This is a genomic window from Lysinibacillus sp. FSL K6-0075, from assembly GCF_038592945.1.
In the GTDB taxonomy this organism is placed as follows: domain Bacteria; phylum Bacillota; class Bacilli; order Bacillales_A; family Planococcaceae; genus Lysinibacillus; species Lysinibacillus fusiformis_F.
The window spans coordinates 1,566,183-1,585,288 of sequence record NZ_CP151947.1; the positions used below are offsets into that span (position 1 = coordinate 1,566,183).

The following is a 19,106-nucleotide window of genomic DNA, read 5'->3' on the forward strand; positions in this document are numbered from 1 at the left end:
GTAGTCATGATAATGGAAGGAAGACGAGCTTTTGGATTTTTACTGACAATTGTTGCCATATTTGCTATCGCTCCGTTGATGGCCATTTTAGTTTATACCTTTACAAATGAGGGGCAATTCGATGGATCACAGTTTAGCCGAATATTTGCACACGAGAGAATATGGAGGACGCTAGGAAATTCTGTGGTCTTAGGGATTTTCGTGATTATTGGGACAACAATTATCGCATTACCTATGGCTTTCATTCGTACGAAAACAAGTTTATATCAATATGAATGGCTCGATATTGTGTTAACGATTCCATTTATGACACCTCCTTATATTGGTTCTATGGGCTGGATTTTGTTTATGCAGCACAATGGTTTTTTACAGCAGCTTATTCCACGTGCTGCTTGGATGACAGATTCCTTCTTTTCCTTATTTGGCATGGTACTGATCATGAGCTTACACCTGTTTCCGTTTTTGTATTTAATGTTAAAAAATACATTGCTTCGAATAAATGGCTCATTTTTAGATGCAGCGCTGATTTTTGGGCGAAGCTCCTGGCAAAATGGGCTAAAGATTGTGTTACCCCTTGTACTTTCAAGCTATGTCTTGGGAAGTCTGCTTATTTTTATTAAGACGCTTGCTGAATTTGGAACGCCAGCTACATTTGGCAGTCGGATTGGGTTTCAAGTTTTTACAACCGAAATTCACTCCTATCTATCAAGATGGCCAGTCGATATTCGCATGGCAACCTCGCTATCCTTTTTCTTATTGTCTGTTTGTTTGGTCATTTGGTATTTCCAAAATCTCATTGGACGCAAATATACATATGGTGTGCTATCAGGAAAAACGCCTGCTAGACGTGAGATCAAGGACAAGTGGTATATAAAAACAGCTTCGTGGACTTTTGTAGGGCTTGTACTATTGCTGTCTATCGGCATTCCGTATTTCTCTATTATCGTGACCTCTTTGCAAAAGGTAAGGGGAGATGGTTTACAGGCAGGGAATTTCAGCTTTGCTTCCTATCAAGAGGTCTTCACCAGTGGAAGTGCAGGATTGACAGCATTTTTAAATAGTATTGTTTTTTCTATCATAACGGCCATTATAACGGCCATGATAGGTTTATTTATTGCTCTTTATATTAAAAAAGGAGAAACCAGAAAGCAGCAAGTATTAGATTTTTTTAGTTTAATGCCTAATATTATTCCGGGAATTGTTTTTGTTGTAGGTTTAATTATGTTTTGGAATGCGCCGTGGCTTCCCGCAACGATTTATAACACAAAGGCAATGGTAGTCGTTACATACTGTGTGCTGTTTTTACCCTATTCGGTGCAGTATATTAAATCTTCTTTTTCACAATTAGATGCCTCTATCTTTCAGTCAGCCGCTATTTTTGGACGTAGTAATTGGGCGGTTTATCGTCGCATCATCCTACCGCTATTGATGCAGGGTATTTTGACAGGAATGATGATGACTTTTATTATTTCGATGCGTGAGCTAGTAGCTGGTCTCTTAATTTTGCCACCCTCAGTCGAGACAGGGGCAACTTTTATCTATAGTCAATTTGAGCAAGGTAATGTAGGGGTTGGGATGGCAGTTGCCGTCATCACTGTTTTGATGACTGTGGTATTTATGTTCCTATTAGATTGGCTGCAAAGACGAGGAGGGCAGGCCAATGCTTAGTTTTGAAATTTTAGGTGGTGTAGGGGAATATGGGCGCAATTGCTTTTATATTGAAAATCATGGGCAGGGCATTTTATTGGATTGTGGGATTATGAAAAATGCTCAAAAAACGCCACCAAATATTACATCTAATCATATTGAAAAGCTAGTTGCTGTCTTTATTTCTCATTCACATATTGATCATGTAGGGGCATTGCCATTACTACAAAAGATGGACTATACGGGGCAGGTATTAATGAGTCATAGAACTGCTCAGCAGCTTCCACTGCCTCTTCCACAAGTCCGTACTTTCCACCCAGATACGATTGGAAATTGGATAGAGGTCAATGATTATCTTGCCTTTCAATGGGGATATAGTGGACATTTAATTGGAAGCGTGTGGTACAAAATTCGATTTTTTGATGAGATGATTTTTTTCTCTGGTGATTATGTAGTCGATTCGTATTTGTTAAAGGCGACCTTACCAGAGGAGGATGGAACGGTTTATGATGTAGCGTTTATTGATAGTGGACATGTGGAAAAATGCATTCATAATCTTGAGATATTACAGCAATTGGCTACGTACGTAAAGGCTCATCCCAATCGTTCAATTATTTTCCCATCCTCTTTTTCGGGCAAAACAGTGGATATTATGTCTTATCTTTCTGAACATACAACCAGAGCGATTAGTGTAGATGCAAAGCTACAAACTTTATTGGAGCATTATGATGAAGATCCCGAAAATATTTGGCCGAATAAAGCGGTACTCCAAGTATGTCACAAGCAAAAACCGGACAGTCACCATGCACTTTATTTTGTCTCAGAGCAGGATGAGGCTCAATTGGAGGAGCTTGCAAAGGCATATCCAACAGCTATTTTTGTCCACACAGGCTATTCTCGTCATTCATGCAATCCATCTATTTTGAAGCATCTCTCAGAGGAGTTCTTCTATAAAACACATCCAGACTATCGTGATATTGTGGCTCTGTCACAGAGAATTCGTGCACGACAAACTATCTATTTTCACAGTACACATACAAATTTAGCAACAACATTTCCGAAGGAGGAGTTAAAGCGTGACTAAACTAAAAAAATGGGCATTTTATATATGTGTCATGGGCTTGACAATAATTAGTATGATGAGTGTGAGTACAACACAAGCGAAAGCAGCCATTGAGCCAGGGCATGAAATTAAATTCAATATTAAACCTGAGATTTTTAAGGAATCAACGATTGTACAGGTTTTTCAAGCAACTAAAAAGGATGATGTAAAAATTTATTTTTATGATACGTTTGACCAAACGTTTCTCCATAATGATTATATTCATCGCTTACGCGTATATAAAGGTAGCAATAAAATGGATATAACCTATAAAAAGCGTTTTTTAAATACACCATTAAGTGACGCGATTGCAGAAACAGCGAATCATGGTTTTACTGGTTCTGAGTCCAATTATAAGTTTGAGTTAGATAGTAAGGGAGACCATCGTACATTTACGATTAGCCGGAAGGAGTCCTTGAAGACTTCTGCTGATGTCTCTTACGATACGGTAGATACGAGTGCTGCTAAAAAACGCATTCTTGAAAATTCTCCAAAGAAAATTGTAAATTGGGATTCTGAAGCATGGTATAAAAATACGTTGTCTCAAGCAGTTGTATATGGACCTGCTAATGCTATGACCTATAAAGGAAGTTTTCTAGGACATGAAGCGGATATAGAAGTGTGGCAGTACAAAGGAGACATGATGGTTGAACTTTCTACAAAGTTAGATGATGCCGCTCAAGCAGCTGTTATTGAAAAACAATGGTATGAGCAACTATTATTTGCAGGCTATTTAAGTGTAGATCAACGTGGTAAAACGGCATTTGTCATGGATAAATAAGTAGGACTATAATGAATTCGCCGCATATAGAAATGGGGCGAATTTTTTCTTTGGCAACAGAGAGATTAAAAAAGTAGGTCCATGTTTGTTCTAACTTTGCTAATTTCGCTTACACTTACTATAGGACGAACTTTGGGTGATATGAGGGGGAAATAACATAGCGAAAAAAATGGGCATTGTTACACTACTACTTTTCGGTGTTTACGTGCTTTGTATGTACTGGTATATATTCCATAGCGGTGGTGGTAAAATACCGAGTGCCTTACAAGGAACGGCGGCAGATCCAGTGATGTTTATGTCTGGCAAGGAGCTTTTTTTAAGTGGTGAATATTCAAAAATACGGAACTTTATATTCTTTGTAGCCACACCTTTAGAATGGCTTATTTACTTCTTGATTTTACTATTGGGCGTATCCCGTTATTTCGAAAAAGTGACGACCTCCCAAACGAAGTGGAAGCTATTGCAAAATGCAGGCTACTTATTCCTATTATCTTTATTACTATATATCGTGCTATTCCCGCTGGATTATTATCGCTATCATCTAAGCAAAAGCTATGGCATCAGTACACAAGCATTTACATCTTGGATGAAGGACGGTGTCATTGATTTTTGGGTGAACTTTGGCACTAGCTTGATTATTGTTACGGTAATTTATTGGCTCATTAAAAAGAGCGAAAAAAGATGGTGGCTCTATGCTTGGCTTTTAACCATCCCCTTTACAATCTTTGTAATGTTCATTCAGCCAGTTGTCATTGATCCTTTGTACAATGAATTTTATCCGCTAAAAAATAAAGAGCTGGAAACAAAGATACTTACACTTGCTACACAGGCAAATATTCCGGCAGAGCATGTTTATGAGGTCAATATGGCAGAAAAGACCAATGCCTTAAATGCTTATGTGACTGGGATTGGGAGCAATTCGAGAATTGTGCTTTGGGATACTACATTAAATAGACTAACGGACAATGAAATTTTATTTATCATGGCACATGAAATGGGACATTATGTAGAAAAGCATATTTATTTTGGCATTGCAGGCTATTTATTCTTAATGTTGATAGGGTTATGGCTAACAGCGAAAATTATGCGTCGCTTGATTTCACGATATGGACAGGTTTTTAAAATTAATAAAATCAGCAGTATTCGTTCCTATCCATTATTTTTACTCATTACCTCTATATTACTATTTGCTTCCAATCCAGTGTCCAATTTGATATCAAGATATCAGGAAACGAGAGCAGATCAGTATGCGATTAACCTTATGAATGATCGAGAAGCGGCTGTAACAGCGTTTCAAAAGCTAACGATTTCAGGCTTAAGTGAAGTGAACCCACCACTCTTAGTGAAGTGGTTCCGTTATACACATCCACCGATGCTGGAGCGGATCTATAAGGTTGCGGATACTGGGGAACAGAAGCAAAATATGCCTTTAAAGGAAGAACAGAAGAAAAAGTAAGAGGATAGGTTTTTCATGGGAGTAAATTGGGTAGTCTATGACAAAGATGTATCAAAATTTGGTCGTTGATTGATAGGGGATAGCATTATGCGAAATGTGATTATAATTACACTTTCTTCCATTTTAGTAGCCTTTGCCTATAATTATTTATTAATTCCCCATGAAATTTTGAGTGGTGGGTTGAGTGGTATTGCCATCATGCTTGGGATTATTACCCCTTTGAATACAGGTGTGTTAAATTTACTGCTTAACCTGCCTTTACTGATTTTAGGTGTGATGAAGCTTGGCAAGCGATTTATCAGCTATACCATTCTTTCGGTGGCTGTGTTGTCAGTGAGCTTATATATTATTCCGATACACAAAGCGACACAAGAGCCAATTCTCGCATCCTTATTTGGCGGTGTTATTGTAGGCTTTGCAATGGGCATGATCTTCCGAGCGGCTGGCTCCTCAGGGGGCTTTGATATTATTGCTATGCTACTTAGTCGCAAACGCGATTTTCCACTCGGTACGCTAATTGCAGCTATGAATGGTATCGTAGTGGCAGCTTCTGGCTTTGTCTTTAGCTGGGATGCGGCATTGTTAACGCTTGTTTCCATTTATGCAACTGGAAAAGTAGTTGATACAATTCATACGAGCCATATTAAATTAACGCTGATGATTATTACGAGTAAAGGGGACGAGGTCAAGCAACAGCTATTAGAAAAGCTGCATCGTGGGGTAACGATTATCGATGCAAAGGGAGCATATTCTGGTGAAGGTCGGAAAGTGTTAATTACTGTTATTACGCGTTACCAATTAGCTGATGTGAAAAGCACAATTAAGGAAACTGATCCAAAGTCGTTTGTGAATATTTTACAGACAACAGAGGTTATCGGGATGTTTGATCGTGGTACAACTAAATAATGCTATTCTCTACACACGTTTTAGGTTATACTAACCGTAATCGAACGTGTGTTTTTATTTGTGGTAGGAAGGGGATCGTAAAGATGGAAAAAGAAATAATTCATGCTTACTGTTTACAGCTTCAAGGAACAACGTATGACTATCAAGAGGAGTGGCAAGCAGATCGCTATCATATCGGTGGAAAAATGTATGCCATGCTTGGGGGCAATACAACGGGCAAACCTGTGCTTACGTTGAAATGTGAGCCTTCTCGAGCGGAAGAATTAAGGGAAGCATATGACAGCATTATACCTGGTTACTATATGAATAAAACCCATTGGAATTCTATTTATATGGATGCTGAAGATGTTCCGATGGATTTGGTAGAGAATCTTATCCAACATTCCTATGAGCTTGTTTTCAATAAATTAACGAAGAAAGCTCAACAGGAAATTCAATCCGTTGGAAGCAAGACAACCAAGTGATAAATAGCGCATTTACCGTCTACTTAATGGCAAATGCGCTACTATATAATTACTAATTATAGCCACGTTCACCATAAGGCTTTAGCGTGTCGAGCCATTTTTGCTCCAGCTTTTCGAGTTCTTTTTTGGCGTCAAAATAACCCTCTTCTTTTTTCTTTAAATGCTCAACGATAGCCACTTCAAAAGCTTCTTGACCATATGAATTGTAATCTGCCTGAAGCTCCTTGTTCGTATGTGTATTGGTTTTTAGCATAAATTGAAAGCCATTTAAACGCTTTAAATTATTGAAGCTACCCACAAACACTTTTCCTGTTTGTTTATTAGTCATGGTAAAAACACCAGCTTCAATTTTCATCTCTTTATACATTTCTTTTAACTCTTTTTTATGATCCATTTTTAATAACCTGCTTTCTTATTTTTTTACCCAATAGGCACTACCATCTGCTTTGCGGTCCAGAAAACCGTATTCAATTAAGTAACGACGTATATGAACATAGTCTTCATACATTGGTTTGATGACTTCATTTAATTCTTTTTCTGTATATTGTCTTTCTACATCAAAAAGCTTTGTGATGGCTCGAAGTACTACAATTTTCTGCTTTTCACGTTTAGGAAAGCGTACTAGCTCCTTGCCTATACCTTGTGGAAAGAATTTCTCCAATAATTGCTGTTCTTCCGTGAGGGTTACGTTATAGCGATCGTCAACCATAGTAGCTGTTTTATGAATAGGCACAAATGGTTCCTCCTTCTGATCTTGTTCCTTTAGTAACTCCATCATCACTAACAATGTTTTGGCTTGGCGTTCCTTTTCTTTTAAAGCGAAACGATGATGACGAATCGTTGTAGCACTGCCAATCTCTAATTCTTCTTTTATCTCCTGATCTGATTTTCCCTCATAAAATAAGAGTAAAATATGACTTTGATGTTCTGTTAAGCCTGTCATTTTTTTGTTGAGACCGTTTAAATAATGAAAAACAGATTGGTGAGCCAATGTAATATGGTGCTGCATCATTTTCTCTGCTTCATACAGTAAGCCTTCATAAGGATAAATAATGCCTTTTTCTACTTTTTCACCGCACAGTAGGCAAGTGAAGTGTGTCGCTTCATCGATGTAACCCTTTTTAAGATCATCGATAGGAACTTGCCAAAACAATTCATTTACATCCATTGGGAATCCTCCGAAAAACAAACAATTTTAAAATTTGTTTGTTATTTTATATTTAAAATAACAAAATGTTTGTTTGAATGCAATAAAAAACACATCATTTTCTAAACGATGTGTCATGATGTTGGTTAATATTTATTTATATTTTCTTTTAAATAGAATCATAGATGCTAGAGAAAGAACTACGATTGTACAAGCAATCACAATTAGACTTGTTGAGGAGCTAAGTATATGTCCATTTAGCTCGTAAACAATGCCATAATTGATTTTATAATCTTCCACATAGGAAACAGGCACACCTTCAAAAACATTTGCAATAGAGCTCTCCATAAAAGCATTGCGTAATAATAGTGTTGTATGACTAATTGGGAAGTACATGATTACATGTTGAGCAAAGCTTGGTAGAGCTCCAAGAGGAACATAAACACCACATAAAAATCCAAGTAATGTACCAACAATTGTGCCGAGTGTTGAAAAAGCATTTTGTGTCGACACAAATAGCGAAAGAAATAAGTTAAAGACACTCGCAAGCAAGACAGATAAAAATAGGATGCCCATTACTTGCACAAAATCCCCAAAACTTAGAAGCTTACCACCCGCTGCTACAATAAAGATTTCACAGCCAATGAGAGCGATAAAGGAAAAAATACAGCCGATAATAAACGCATTGAGTACATAGCTTAACTGAATGGTTGCACGAGAAAGGGGAGCTGTTAAAAAATCGGCTTGCACTTTTGACTCCTGATCCTTAACAGCAATGCCATAGGCACCAAGTGTAGTCGAAACAGCAATCATGGAAAGTAATCCTGCTACAAGCCATTCATTGACCATGGTGATCAATTCAGGCGTAGCTTCTGTTAGTCGCTCAATGGCATCTACCTGCATCTTTTGGAGAAAGACAGCGTACAGCACAATCACAATGATGACTGATAGTAGGGAGAAGAACACCTGTGTTTTATCCCGCCTAAATATTTTGTTATTACGCAAAACTAAACTAAATAATGCTTCCATTACGCAACCTCCTCCTCAGCCATAATATGAAGAAAGACATCATCCATCGATCCTTTAATGACCTCAAAGGAAGCGATGAGTGGCTCAGCTTTTTTTAAAAGGGGAAGTGCCTGTAAGGTAGAAGTTAAACGGATGGTGTATATCCCTTGTTTCTCTGTGTAGGAGATCGCATTTTCCTCAAGAAATTTTACACCCTCCTTCGAATGATGAAAAACGAGAGCCATTGAATCATAGGCATATTTTGTCTTCAGTGCATCGGGTGTCCCCTGCGCGACAATTTTTCCTTGCTTTAAGACAGTGACTTGGTGAGCGACTGCCGCTTCCTCCATATAATGGGTTGTTAAAAAAACGGTCATATTGGTTTCCAACTGAAGCTGCTTGATAGCCTGCCAAACAAATTGCCGTGTTTGTGGATCTAAACCGGTTGTAGGTTCATCCAGAAATAAAATACTAGGACGATGAATCAGTGCACGGGCAATATCTGCTCGCCTTTTTTGTCCCCCTGATAATGTGCCATATTTTTTCTTTTCAATATCCTCTAAATGCAAATAGGTGGAAACAAATTGATAATTTTCAGTAAGCTGTGTTTTCGATAAACCATATGTTTTGCCTCGATGGAGGATATTTTCGCGTACTGTTAATCGCTCATCCAATAGGCTTTGCTGGAAAACGACTCCAATAGATTTACGGATATCTGCATTATCATTGCTTGCATCAAGAGTGAAACCATTAATGGTTACTTGACCGCTCGATTTTTTTAGTAATGTACAAAGTATTTCAATCGTTGTTGATTTACCTGCACCGTTTGCACCTAAAAAAGCGAATAGGGTGCCTTGTTCAACTGTAAAAGAAATGCCTTTGACAGCTTGCTGTTCGCCATAGTGTTTACATAAATTTTCAACTTTTATCGCAAAAGTCATGAGTGGTTAATCCCTTCTCTTTTGAATTTCTCGATTCATTTTTTCAATATCCCTTACTTGAAAAACATATATAATATACCAAACAATGGGATAAATAATAGCTTCCGATAGCAGCACATATGTCACACCTGAATGTTCAAACCAATTCCCGAAATAGCCTGCCGTTAATACACATGCTGTGACAGCGATTAAATGTAAAAGTAGCTGAACCGTAAAAGGGATTGGCTCGATATCAAAAATGGCGGAAAATAGTCCAATCGCAATACCAAGAATGGTAGCAATGATAATCTCCTCCAGTAATTCTGCTCCTGACATAACCGCATTGTTTGAAAGGACGCTTAATGTGACTAAGATGTAAGAAGAACTAAGGGAAATGAGTAGTCCAATAATCATCATGCGTAAATACTTCATGCTATAAATCCCTCCCAATACCTAAATGTCGCTTTAATTCTTTTAAGTATTTTCGACTGACATGAATGGCTACTTCATTTTCGAGTAATAGTTGTGTAGTGCCGATTTTGCCCATTTGAATAGAGGCGATTTTATGGATATTGACAAGCGTAGATTTACTCACGCGTACAAAATCCTTGGTTAGCTGTGCCTCTAGCTCATATAATTTTCGCTTTGACTCAAACTCTTGCTCATCTGTTTGCAAAAATACTTTGGCATCCTCTGCGTAAATGGAATAAATATCAGAAATTTTTAATAGATGAATTTCTTGTTGAAAATACCCATCTAGCATCGTCGTTTGGGATGCTTGAAGCTGCTTCATCAATCTTTCAATTTGCTCATTATATTCCTTGGCATGAATATGAACCTCTGTTTCTTCGAGTTCATGATTGATGGTTAAATGAATTTTCATAGGAGGCCTCCTTTTAAAACGCTGAATCAGGTATTACTAATGTAGCATAGAAAATTTTAACAAGGATAAATTGTTTGATAAGAGGTTTTATTTGATGGATAACAGGTTCTTTTTAAGCGATAGCAAACAGCTCAAAAGTCGGCCCGGTAGAAAAAAAGATGCTTAAACGTCATAATAGGCTTATCGAGTTGAAGGGGTTGCTACCATGTTTGTTTTTGATAAGCATATGTTCATCACATTATGCATTGGTTTAATAGGTGCTGTGATTTTTCAATTTTTACATATACCGATGCCTTGGTTGTTAGGAGCGATTACAGCGGTGCTCATCGTGCAGCTATCAACCAATGTCCAGTTAAAATGGCATCATTCTTTCCGTAATTTTGGTTTAGTTGTAGCAGGGTATTCTATCGGCTATGCCTTTACACCAGAAGCTGTACAGGATATTAAGCTTTTTTTAGGAAGCATGGTCGTGTTAAACATCCTATTTATTTTGCTATTTTTTGCGGTGAGTTTTCTTGTTGCAAAGCGTACCGATTTGGATTTTGCGACTGCCTTAACGTGCTGTGTACCTGGGGGCATGTCACAGGTTGTGGCATTTGCGGAGGAGCAAGAAGACATGGATATGGTGGTCATCACGTTCTTTCAAATCCTTCGTGTTCTTTTAATCGTTGGCTTTGTTCCTTTAATGGTGTCAGGAGCAGGTGGCAATAGTTCTATGATTGATGGAGCGTATACATGGAACCTTGTTGGCATACTTGTTGTATGTGGTGGCGCAGGGTGGCTGGCACAAAAGCTAAAAATTCCAACAGGCTATATGCTTGGCCCAGTGTTTTTATTAATGGGTATAAATATGGCAGGGGTGGAAGTGCCGAAATTACCGCTATCATTACTACATATCGCCCAACTCATGCTTGGGATTTATATTGGGTTGTTATTGAAAAAAGAGGATTTACATTTATCGAAGAAGCATATCTTTTATGCATTTGTCTCAGCAGGCATTTTTATCGGGGCAGCCTATGGTTTAACATTTGTGATGACAGCGTTGTACAGCCTTGATTTTAGGACAAGCTTTTTAAGTATTGTTCCTGGTGGTCTTGATCAAATGGGAATTATCGCCGCATCTGTACATGCCAATGTCACAATTGTTACGGCTTTTCAGCTATTTCGTGTACTAGTGGTCTCAATTCTCCTTGTGCCTGTGGTGAAAATATTTGTGAAAAAAGTGAAAACATGAGGGGGGATGAATCAACCTCTCATGTTTTTCTTTGTGCTAATTCCGATCATTCATACAATTTTTTAGTATAGAATTATTGAATAATGATAAATGAACGTTAAATTTTCCCTTTCCAAATAATCTGAATAATGTTATGATAGTTATAACTATTATGAACGGAGGTGAAAAGGAATGAATAAAAACGCTACGAAAACATGTGTAAAAGTGGATACAGCTATGTATTTTGCACGTGTGATTACTTTCGATTTTGCGAACAACGGGATAGGTCTGTCCATTTTTAAGCAAAATCAAATAACAAACGTAGCGAATTAACCATTCTTTTTCACACATATAAATGAGAAAAAGACTGCTTGTTAAGGAGCAGTCTTTTTTGTGGTCTAAAGATGTTTTCGCACGTTTCATTGGAGGAAAAAACGATGCAAATGAAAGCTGAACAAATCCAAAAAATTATGGGTGGGAATATATTATTCGAGAATTTACAGCTAGAGGTAAATAAAGGCGAGCATGTGGCCATTGTTGGCGTGAATGGCAGTGGTAAAACGACTTTATTACAGCTACTAGCAGGGGTAGAGGTGCCTGAAAAAGGTCGAATTATTAAAAGTAAAGAAGCGACGATTGGCTACTTACACCAAATTCCACACTACCCACAGCATGCTGTGAAAGAAGTGCTAGAGGAAGCATTTGCGGATATTTATGCAATTAAGGGAAAAATGACGGCACTTGAGCAAGAGATGCAGTCGACTGTCACAGATAAAATACTCTTACAATATGGTCAACTGCAGGAGCAATTTATGCTAGCAGGGGGCTATGAAGTAGATGCCCAGTTGGCAATGATTGCAAATGGACTGGGTATAGTAGATTTGCTGGAACAACCTTTTAGTAGCTTAAGTGGTGGAGAAAAAACAAAGGTTATGCTTGGACAAATTTTATTGAAAAAGCCCTCTATTTTGTTATTAGATGAACCAACGAACCATCTGGATATGCAAGCCATTGAGTGGCTTGAAAATTATGTGCGAAACTTTGAGGGGATTGTCATTGTCGTATCCCATGATCGTCAATTCATGAATCAAGTAGCCCAGAAGATTATCGAAATTGAGGATGGGGAGGCTTTTACGTATAACGGCCATTATGATGCTTTTATAGCACAAAAAGAAGCAAAAATTGAACAACAGTTTGCAAACTATGAAGAGCAGCAAAAGAAAATTAAAAAGATGCAAGAAACGATAAAACGATTAAAGCAGTGGGCGAATGAGGCGAATCCACCAAACGCCTCGATGCATCGACGTGCAAAAAGTATGGAAAAAGCATTAGCACGTATTGAGCGAGTTAAGAAGCCAATCACTAAAAAGAAAATGAATTTAGCGTTAACGATGGCTGAGCGTAGTGGCAAAGAGGTAGTGCTTTTACAAGATCTTCATCATGGCTTTGATAAGCCTTTATTGAAGGACAGCAATCTAGCTGTTTATTTTGGAGAAAGATTAGCAATTGTTGGGAGCAATGGTAGTGGAAAATCAACATTATTAAAAATGATGTTAGGTGAAATCGTTCCTAATCAGGGAGTGTGCCATATTGGGAGCAATGTGAAATTTGGCTACCTCTCCCAACAATTTGAACATCAAAACCCTGCTATCCGATTAATTGATGCCTTTCGTGAACGTGTCGCCGTGTCAGAGGCGGAAGCCCGTCATATACTCGCACGATTTTTGTTCTATGGCTTTGATGTTTTTAAAAAAGTGAAGGACTTAAGTGGTGGAGAGAAAATGCGTTTACGTTTAGCACAATTAATGCATGAGGATATCAATGTCTTAATCTTAGATGAGCCCACAAACCATTTAGATATTGAAGCAAGAGAAGTATTGGAAGAAACACTAGAATCCTTTGAAGGCACGATTATTGGGGTGTCACATGACCGTTATTTCTTACAGAAAATTTTCTCGAAAACGGCGTGGATTGAAAACCAAACGATTCAGGTTTTTGAGGGAGATTATGAGTGGGCTAGACAAAAACGACAGGAGTTCGCAAAGAAAACGATTGAACAACAACCTGCGAATAAAACGCAGCCAGCAAAAAAAGAATTAACGATTGAACAACAAATTGAAAAATTAGAGATAAAACTACAAGCACCATCGCTTGCTAATGAACAACGGCAGAAGCTTGAATTGCAATTAGAGCATTTATATGAAAGATGGTTTGAAGGGGGAGCGGAGCATGTTTAATTTAGAACGCATTATGCAGCTTGATATAGATTATGTGAAGAGTTTTAGCGAAGTGGAGGTTTGGAAGGAGGGGGCCTTATTTTACAATCAGGCTATCCCAACCTATTATGATGCAAATCATGCACAGATTTGGGGGAAGATTGAACAGCCGGATCTGTTTTTACAAAACATCAAAGATTTCTACCAATCAAAGTCTCTGATTCCACGAATTTATTTGTATAATCTTGAAGAAAACCATTTATGTATAGAGGCATTAGAGACTTATGGCTTTCAATATGAGCAATTTGTGAATGAAATTCAGTGCTGGAACGGTGAATATACGCCACTTCCACCTAATCCTGCCATCCAAATTGAGCGTGTAACGGATGTGAATATGGAGGAAGCATTAGCAGTAGAAATGAGCATTGCTGCTTTTGGGGAGCCTTCTTTAATAAAAAAAGCATTTGAGCAAACGTATCATTCACCACATTTTACGTATTATTTATTAAGACTAGATGGAGTGGCGTGCTGTTCGGCAAATATTTTTATATCAGGAAATCAAGGAAGGATCGAAAGTGTTGTAACAACGGAAAGCTATCGAGGACGTGGTTTAATCGGCTATATGTTGCAGCATATCCAACAGCAATCAGTCAAGCTGGGATTGGACAATCTTTGGATATTACCGATTAGTGAACAGGTTGCCAAGGTCTATGAAAAGGCAAATTTTCAATCGGTGGGCTCCATTGCATCCATCCATGCATTTACTGAAGGGAAGAGCATTCAAGACATTCGCCAACAGGCTTAAATAGCTACACATAAAGATCGCCAAATTCCTGTAGTGCTTACAAGGAATTTGGCGATTTTTTAGAACTGTACTTGCCAATTTTGATTACAAGTTGCTTGGATGCAGGGATGCTTTAAAATATAATCAGCAATTAATTCAGTCATATCCATTTGTATTTCTTTTACAACGGGGCGAGTTCTTAAAAAGTCAAAATTTCCTGCTCCTGTAGCACGATAGCTGCTCATTACGACATTAAATTCCTCACCCTTATTAATAACCTTGCCGTTGTACAATAGTTTCGTCACACGTTCTCCAATAGGTTTGGATATGTCAAAGCTGTACTCGATTCCCTCCCACATATCATAATTATAGGGCTGTGCCTTAGGATGCAGAAAAGCTTCTGCGACTTTTAGCTGTCCTCCCTCGACTGTAAAATAGCTAGCCGATTGTTCAAGGGCCTGTAAGATGTCCTGTCCAGTTAATCGAAGTACCTTTAAAGTATTGGCATAAATGTAGTTTGTAACAATATCACGCATGGTGACAGCTTGCTTTAAGCCACCTCGTTCATTATGAAAAAGAGCCGTACAAGAAATTGAAGCCCCAGACACCGCCATTTGAATGCGATTAATAAATTCTATATAAGGATGTTCTTGAATACGCGCCAGAAAAGGATTTTCGATTTGCAAATCTCCTTCAATCACGCCAATCGTTTCATCTAACCAAGCTTCGGTTTTTTCAAATGTAGGAGAGATGATCTGGCAAACGGATTTTTGAGGTATCGTGTTTTCCGAGCTATAAATAAGTGCAGGTGTATGAGCAATGGATTGAATCGTATGTTGCTCATCCATTACAACCTCTAGTTCAATCATTGCAATGCAAGTCCCTTTAGAACCAGGCTGAACAATAGATTTCCCATTGATCTTTGTGCTAATCTCTCGATGTTGGTGACCAGAAATGATAATGTCTACTTCTTCAATTTCTGCGCACATGCGGTATCCTTGATTTTCACCATCTTCTGCTTCGAGTAATTCTCCCGTTTCAAGATTTCGTTCAAAGCCCCCATGATAGCAAAGAATAAGCACGTCAATTTGTTCATTCGCACGAATCCATTTTGCCCAGTAGCTAGCACTTGAAAAGGCATCCTCAAAGTGAAGTCCCTGGATATGTAGGGGTTCCTCCCATTTTTTCACAAAATGTGTTGTCACACCCAAAATAGCTAGTCGAACGTCCTCTATTTCTTTTATTATATAAGGCTTCGTAAAAGGTTTGCCATCCTCCGTAACAATATTCGCTCCCAGCCATGGGAAATTCGATTGGCTTATAACGGATTGTAATGTCTGTTGACCATAATTAAATTCATGATTACCGAATACCATGGCATCGTATTGAAGCTCATTGGCGACCTGAATCAATGGATTGAGTTCCTGAGCTTGAAATTTCTGATGGTAAAAAGTCATGGGACTTCCCTGAATAAAATCACCATTATCAATTAAAAGGGTAGGCATTTCAAGTCTTTTTTCTTCAATGATGGTTGCGAGCTTTGCTAAGCCCAGTGCTTCATGATAGTCGTTTCGGAAAGTAGTGGGCATTATATAGCCATGAATATCGCTAGTGGCAAGTATTTGTAAGGTTTTTACTGTCATATGTGATCCTCCGATCATTAGTATACCCATAGTATATAAAGTTATAGCTAGAAAATTAGTGTATTTACAATATCAAAATACTATTTTACGAATTAGACACATATATTTACTCTCTTTTAATACTAGGAAAATATTTACTGTTTATACTGAGGAAGCATTTCAAAAATGGGGAGGATAACACTTTGAAGAAATTACTACTTTTCACGTTAACATGCATGCTTTCTGTATTTTTGATGGCATGTGGAAATGAGGCTTCGAGTACATCAAATACTGATAAAACGGTAGAGACATCTACAGATGCAGGTGGCAATGAATCCGTAGAAAAATTAACGATTGGCTTCGTGCCTTCGCGTAATCCAGATGAAATCATTACAGCAACGGAGCCTTTAAAGGGGTTACTGAAGGACGAGCTAGCAAAATTAGGTTTTGATGTAGAGGAAATCGATATTACGGTAGGTACAAACTTTGAAGCAGTAGGGGAAGCCTTATCCGCAGGTACTACCGATATTGGCTTAATTCCTGGTGGGACTTATGTGCTTTATGATGATGGTGCAGAAGTCATTTTAACCGCTACACGTGCAGGCTTAAATAATGATTCCGATAATCCAGTTGATTGGAATCAAAATAAACCAACTGCGCCGACAACAACACAAGCCACTTCGTATAGAGCCATATTAGTAGCAGGTCCATCTGAGAAAGGCAAGGCATTAGCAGCAAAAGTCAATAACGGTGAAAAATTAACGTTTGAAGATTTAAATGATGTTACTTGGAATGTGATGTCCTCTTCCTCACCAGCAGGCTATATTTACCCAACACTATGGTTACACGAGAATTTCGAAAAGACGATTCCTGATTTAGCGAAGGTTGTCCAGGCAGATTCCTATGGTAGTGCCTTTGCACGTTTAGCGGCAAGACAAACGGATGTTTTGGTCACATATGCAGACGCACGTCGTGATTATGAGGAAAGCTGGCAAGGCGAATTCGGCCGCTCTGCTTCTATTTGGGAGGAGACAGATTTACTCGGGGTAATGCCAGCCATTTATAACGATACGATTAGCGTGAGTAAAAACTCGAAGGTTATGACGGAAGACTTGAAAAAGGCCGTTCAACAGGCATTCATCAATATTGGCAACACGGACAAAGGGAAAGAAGTGATTGCAATCTATAGTCATGAAGGCTATCAGGCAGCAAAGGATCGTGATTATGACAATGAGCGTAAGGCACAAGAATTAGTGCAAAATTTAGGTTCGAACTAATAGTCCGTTATGGTGGTGAAGAATCTGTGACTTGCGGATACCCCGCAGAAAGCAGATTCTTCTTTCATTCTGTGAGATTCTTGTAGAAATGGAGCGGTACAATGATTGAATTTAAAAGGGTAGAAAAACGTTATCCGAATGGCTTACTTGCCTTAAATCAAATTAATCTTCAAATTGAGCAAGGTGAATTTGTCGCCATCATCGGCTTATCGGGTGCAGGGAAATCAACACTGCTACGTTGTATTAATAAAATGCACGATATTACTGGGGGAACCTTGCATGTCAATCATGTGAACGTGCATCAACTAAAGGGCAAGAGCATTCGCCAGCTACGCCGTAATATCGGCATGATTTTTCAATCTTTTAATCTTGTTACGCGTGTATCAGTCTTGAAAAATGTCCTTGTTTCCTTTGTACCAAATATGCCTGTTTGGCGAAAAATTTTAGGTATATTTACGAAAGAAGAGAAGCGTAGAGCGTTAATGGCTCTCGATCAGGTAGGTATTTTGGATAAGGCTTATGTTCGTGTCGATCAGTTATCAGGCGGACAACAACAGCGCGTTGCCTTAGCGCGTACACTTGCTCAAAATCCTCAAATTATTTTAGCTGACGAGCCGGTTGCATCCCTTGACCCCGTAACAGCAAAACAAGTGATGGAGGATTTTAAACGCATTAATCAAGAGCTAAACATGACCATTTTAATTAACATTCATCATGTAGAGCTAGCATTAGCTTACGCAACACGTGTTATAGGCGTGCGTAGTGGTGAAATTGTCTTTGATGGGCAAGCAGATGAAATCAACGAGGAAACGCTTGCCTTCATCTATCACAATACCAATCAAGAGAGAGGCGTAACGAAGTATGCAATGGAAGCTGCTATCACCGAAAAAAATAGTATTGCCTAATGGCAAAGAAGTACTGGAGAAACGTTCGTTCATACCGGGCGTGTGGCTTATTCTATTCATTCTAACCGTACTTGCTATTCGAATTACGGGCTTTAGCCTAGATATTTTAGTTAACCGAATACAACAGTTTTTTGTCATCCTACAACAGATGATTCCGCCAAATTGGGGCTATTTATCAAAGCTATGGCAGCCCCTCTTTGATACGATTAAAATGTCATTATTTGGTTCGATTGCAGGGGCTCTATGTGCCTTACCAATCGCTATACTTGCTGCGACCAATATAACACAGCAGAAAGGATTGGCGATGATGTGCAAGTTTATTTTAAGCTTGCTTCGAACTTTACCAACCTTGATTATTGCTCTAATTGCGACATTTATTTTTGGGCTTGGCACGATGGCAGGCACTGTAGCCATTTTCTTATTTACCATTGCCTATGTTGGCAAGCTATTATATGAGCAAATAGAAAACGCTAATATGGAAGCCTATGAGGCCATGCAGTCGATGGGATTAACGACCATGCAAGCATTTCGTTATGCCATCTTGCCACAAATTCTTCCTAACTACTTGTCGACCTCCTTATTTTGCTTTGAAGGGAACGTTCGTTACGCATCCATTTTAGGGTATGTCGGTGCAGGGGGGATAGGTTTGCTGCTCAATGAAAGCCTAGGGTGGAGAAGCTATGAAAATGTGGGCATGATTTTGTTGATGCTTGTTTGTACCGTTTTTCTCATTGAGACAACGAGTGAATATTTCCGCAAAAAATTAATGTAGAGG

20 protein-coding genes are annotated in these 19,106 nt (G+C 38.6%); 13 read left to right on the plus strand and 7 right to left on the minus strand.

Annotation, left to right across the window (positions count from 1 at the left end):
- The first annotated feature begins 6 nt into the window (after positions 1–6).
- From MHB65_RS07510 to MHB65_RS07535, 6 genes are all read left to right on the plus strand, one after another.
- The gene (locus MHB65_RS07510) at positions 7–1,668 is read left to right on the plus strand and encodes an iron ABC transporter permease (protein ID WP_342442975.1); all 1,662 of its coding nucleotides are present in this window, start codon (positions 7–9) and stop codon (positions 1,666–1,668) included.
- Positions 1,661–2,731 (plus strand): MBL fold metallo-hydrolase, encoded by a 1,071-nt coding sequence (locus MHB65_RS07515; protein ID WP_342442976.1) that lies wholly within the window; start codon positions 1,661–1,663, stop codon positions 2,729–2,731. Before MHB65_RS07510 ends, MHB65_RS07515 begins: the two co-directional genes overlap by 8 nt.
- Complete coding sequence (locus MHB65_RS07520; protein ID WP_342442977.1) at positions 2,724–3,530, plus strand: hypothetical protein; 807 nt, start codon at positions 2,724–2,726, stop codon at positions 3,528–3,530. The genes MHB65_RS07515 and MHB65_RS07520 overlap by 8 nt, the downstream gene beginning before the upstream one ends.
- Positions 3,531–3,687: 157 nt before the next feature.
- Positions 3,688–4,986: a M48 family metallopeptidase gene (locus tag MHB65_RS07525; protein ID WP_342443708.1), complete on the plus strand. Its 1,299-nt coding sequence runs from the start codon at positions 3,688–3,690 to the stop codon at positions 4,984–4,986.
- 87 nt (positions 4,987–5,073) lie between these two features.
- Positions 5,074–5,892: a YitT family protein gene (locus tag MHB65_RS07530; RefSeq protein ID WP_004232517.1), complete on the plus strand. Its 819-nt coding sequence runs from the start codon at positions 5,074–5,076 to the stop codon at positions 5,890–5,892.
- 83 nt (positions 5,893–5,975) lie between these two features.
- Positions 5,976–6,356 (plus strand): MmcQ/YjbR family DNA-binding protein, encoded by a 381-nt coding sequence (locus MHB65_RS07535; protein WP_342442978.1) that lies wholly within the window; start codon positions 5,976–5,978, stop codon positions 6,354–6,356.
- Positions 6,357–6,408: 52 nt separating this feature from the next.
- On the opposite strand, the gene MHB65_RS07540 is transcribed toward MHB65_RS07535, so the two are convergent.
- The 6 genes from MHB65_RS07540 to MHB65_RS07565 form a co-directional block, all read right to left on the minus strand.
- On the minus strand, positions 6,409–6,750 hold the full coding sequence (locus tag MHB65_RS07540; protein WP_342442979.1) for a GIY-YIG nuclease family protein: 342 nt from the start codon (positions 6,748–6,750) through the stop codon (positions 6,409–6,411).
- A gap of 18 nt (positions 6,751–6,768) precedes the next feature.
- Positions 6,769–7,524, minus strand: a complete 756-nt coding sequence (locus MHB65_RS07545; protein WP_342442980.1) for a DUF2087 domain-containing protein — start codon at positions 7,522–7,524, stop codon at positions 6,769–6,771.
- A gap of 132 nt (positions 7,525–7,656) precedes the next feature.
- Positions 7,657–8,532 (minus strand): ABC transporter permease, encoded by an 876-nt coding sequence (locus MHB65_RS07550; protein ID WP_342442981.1) that lies wholly within the window; start codon positions 8,530–8,532, stop codon positions 7,657–7,659.
- Complete coding sequence (locus MHB65_RS07555) at positions 8,532–9,452, minus strand: ABC transporter ATP-binding protein (RefSeq protein WP_342442982.1); 921 nt, start codon at positions 9,450–9,452, stop codon at positions 8,532–8,534. The genes MHB65_RS07550 and MHB65_RS07555 overlap by 1 nt, the downstream gene beginning before the upstream one ends.
- 6 nt (positions 9,453–9,458) lie before the next feature.
- On the minus strand, positions 9,459–9,863 hold the full coding sequence (locus tag MHB65_RS07560; RefSeq protein WP_342442983.1) for a DUF3021 domain-containing protein: 405 nt from the start codon (positions 9,861–9,863) through the stop codon (positions 9,459–9,461).
- A 1-nt stretch (position 9,864) separates the two neighbouring features.
- Entirely contained in the window at positions 9,865–10,314 is a 450-nt protein-coding gene (locus MHB65_RS07565) for a LytTR family DNA-binding domain-containing protein (protein WP_342442984.1), read from the minus strand.
- A gap of 205 nt (positions 10,315–10,519) precedes the next feature.
- Between MHB65_RS07565 and MHB65_RS07570 the strand changes: the two genes are divergently transcribed.
- From MHB65_RS07570 to MHB65_RS07585, 4 genes are all read left to right on the plus strand, one after another.
- Positions 10,520–11,548, plus strand: coding sequence for an AbrB family transcriptional regulator (locus MHB65_RS07570; RefSeq protein WP_342442985.1), 1,029 nt, complete (start codon positions 10,520–10,522; stop codon positions 11,546–11,548).
- Between the two features lie 171 nt (positions 11,549–11,719).
- Positions 11,720–11,860: an RAxF-45 family protein gene (locus tag MHB65_RS07575; RefSeq protein ID WP_004232534.1), complete on the plus strand. Its 141-nt coding sequence runs from the start codon at positions 11,720–11,722 to the stop codon at positions 11,858–11,860.
- A 104-nt stretch (positions 11,861–11,964) separates the two neighbouring features.
- A complete protein-coding gene (gene abc-f, locus MHB65_RS07580; RefSeq protein ID WP_342442986.1) occupies positions 11,965–13,764 on the plus strand; it encodes an ABC-F type ribosomal protection protein in 1,800 nt (599 codons plus the stop codon).
- Complete coding sequence (locus MHB65_RS07585; protein ID WP_342442987.1) at positions 13,757–14,548, plus strand: GNAT family N-acetyltransferase; 792 nt, start codon at positions 13,757–13,759, stop codon at positions 14,546–14,548. Before abc-f ends, MHB65_RS07585 begins: the two co-directional genes overlap by 8 nt.
- 59 nt (positions 14,549–14,607) lie before the next feature.
- On the opposite strand, the gene MHB65_RS07590 is transcribed toward MHB65_RS07585, so the two are convergent.
- Positions 14,608–16,170: a bifunctional UDP-sugar hydrolase/5'-nucleotidase gene (locus MHB65_RS07590; RefSeq protein ID WP_342442988.1), complete on the minus strand. Its 1,563-nt coding sequence runs from the start codon at positions 16,168–16,170 to the stop codon at positions 14,608–14,610.
- Positions 16,171–16,385: 215 nt separating this feature from the next.
- On the opposite strand from MHB65_RS07590, the gene MHB65_RS07595 reads away from it, so the two are divergent.
- The 3 genes from MHB65_RS07595 to phnE all read left to right on the plus strand — a co-directional run bounded on the left by MHB65_RS07595 (position 16,386) and on the right by phnE (position 19,103).
- On the plus strand, positions 16,386–17,426 hold the full coding sequence (locus MHB65_RS07595; RefSeq protein ID WP_342443709.1) for a PhnD/SsuA/transferrin family substrate-binding protein: 1,041 nt from the start codon (positions 16,386–16,388) through the stop codon (positions 17,424–17,426).
- A 101-nt stretch (positions 17,427–17,527) separates the two neighbouring features.
- Positions 17,528–18,331, plus strand: coding sequence for a phosphonate ABC transporter ATP-binding protein (phnC, locus tag MHB65_RS07600; RefSeq protein WP_342442989.1), 804 nt, complete (start codon positions 17,528–17,530; stop codon positions 18,329–18,331).
- Positions 18,288–19,103, plus strand: a complete 816-nt coding sequence (gene phnE / locus MHB65_RS07605; protein ID WP_342442990.1) for a phosphonate ABC transporter, permease protein PhnE — start codon at positions 18,288–18,290, stop codon at positions 19,101–19,103. The genes phnC and phnE overlap by 44 nt, the downstream gene beginning before the upstream one ends.
- The last annotated feature ends 3 nt before the right edge of the window (positions 19,104–19,106 follow it).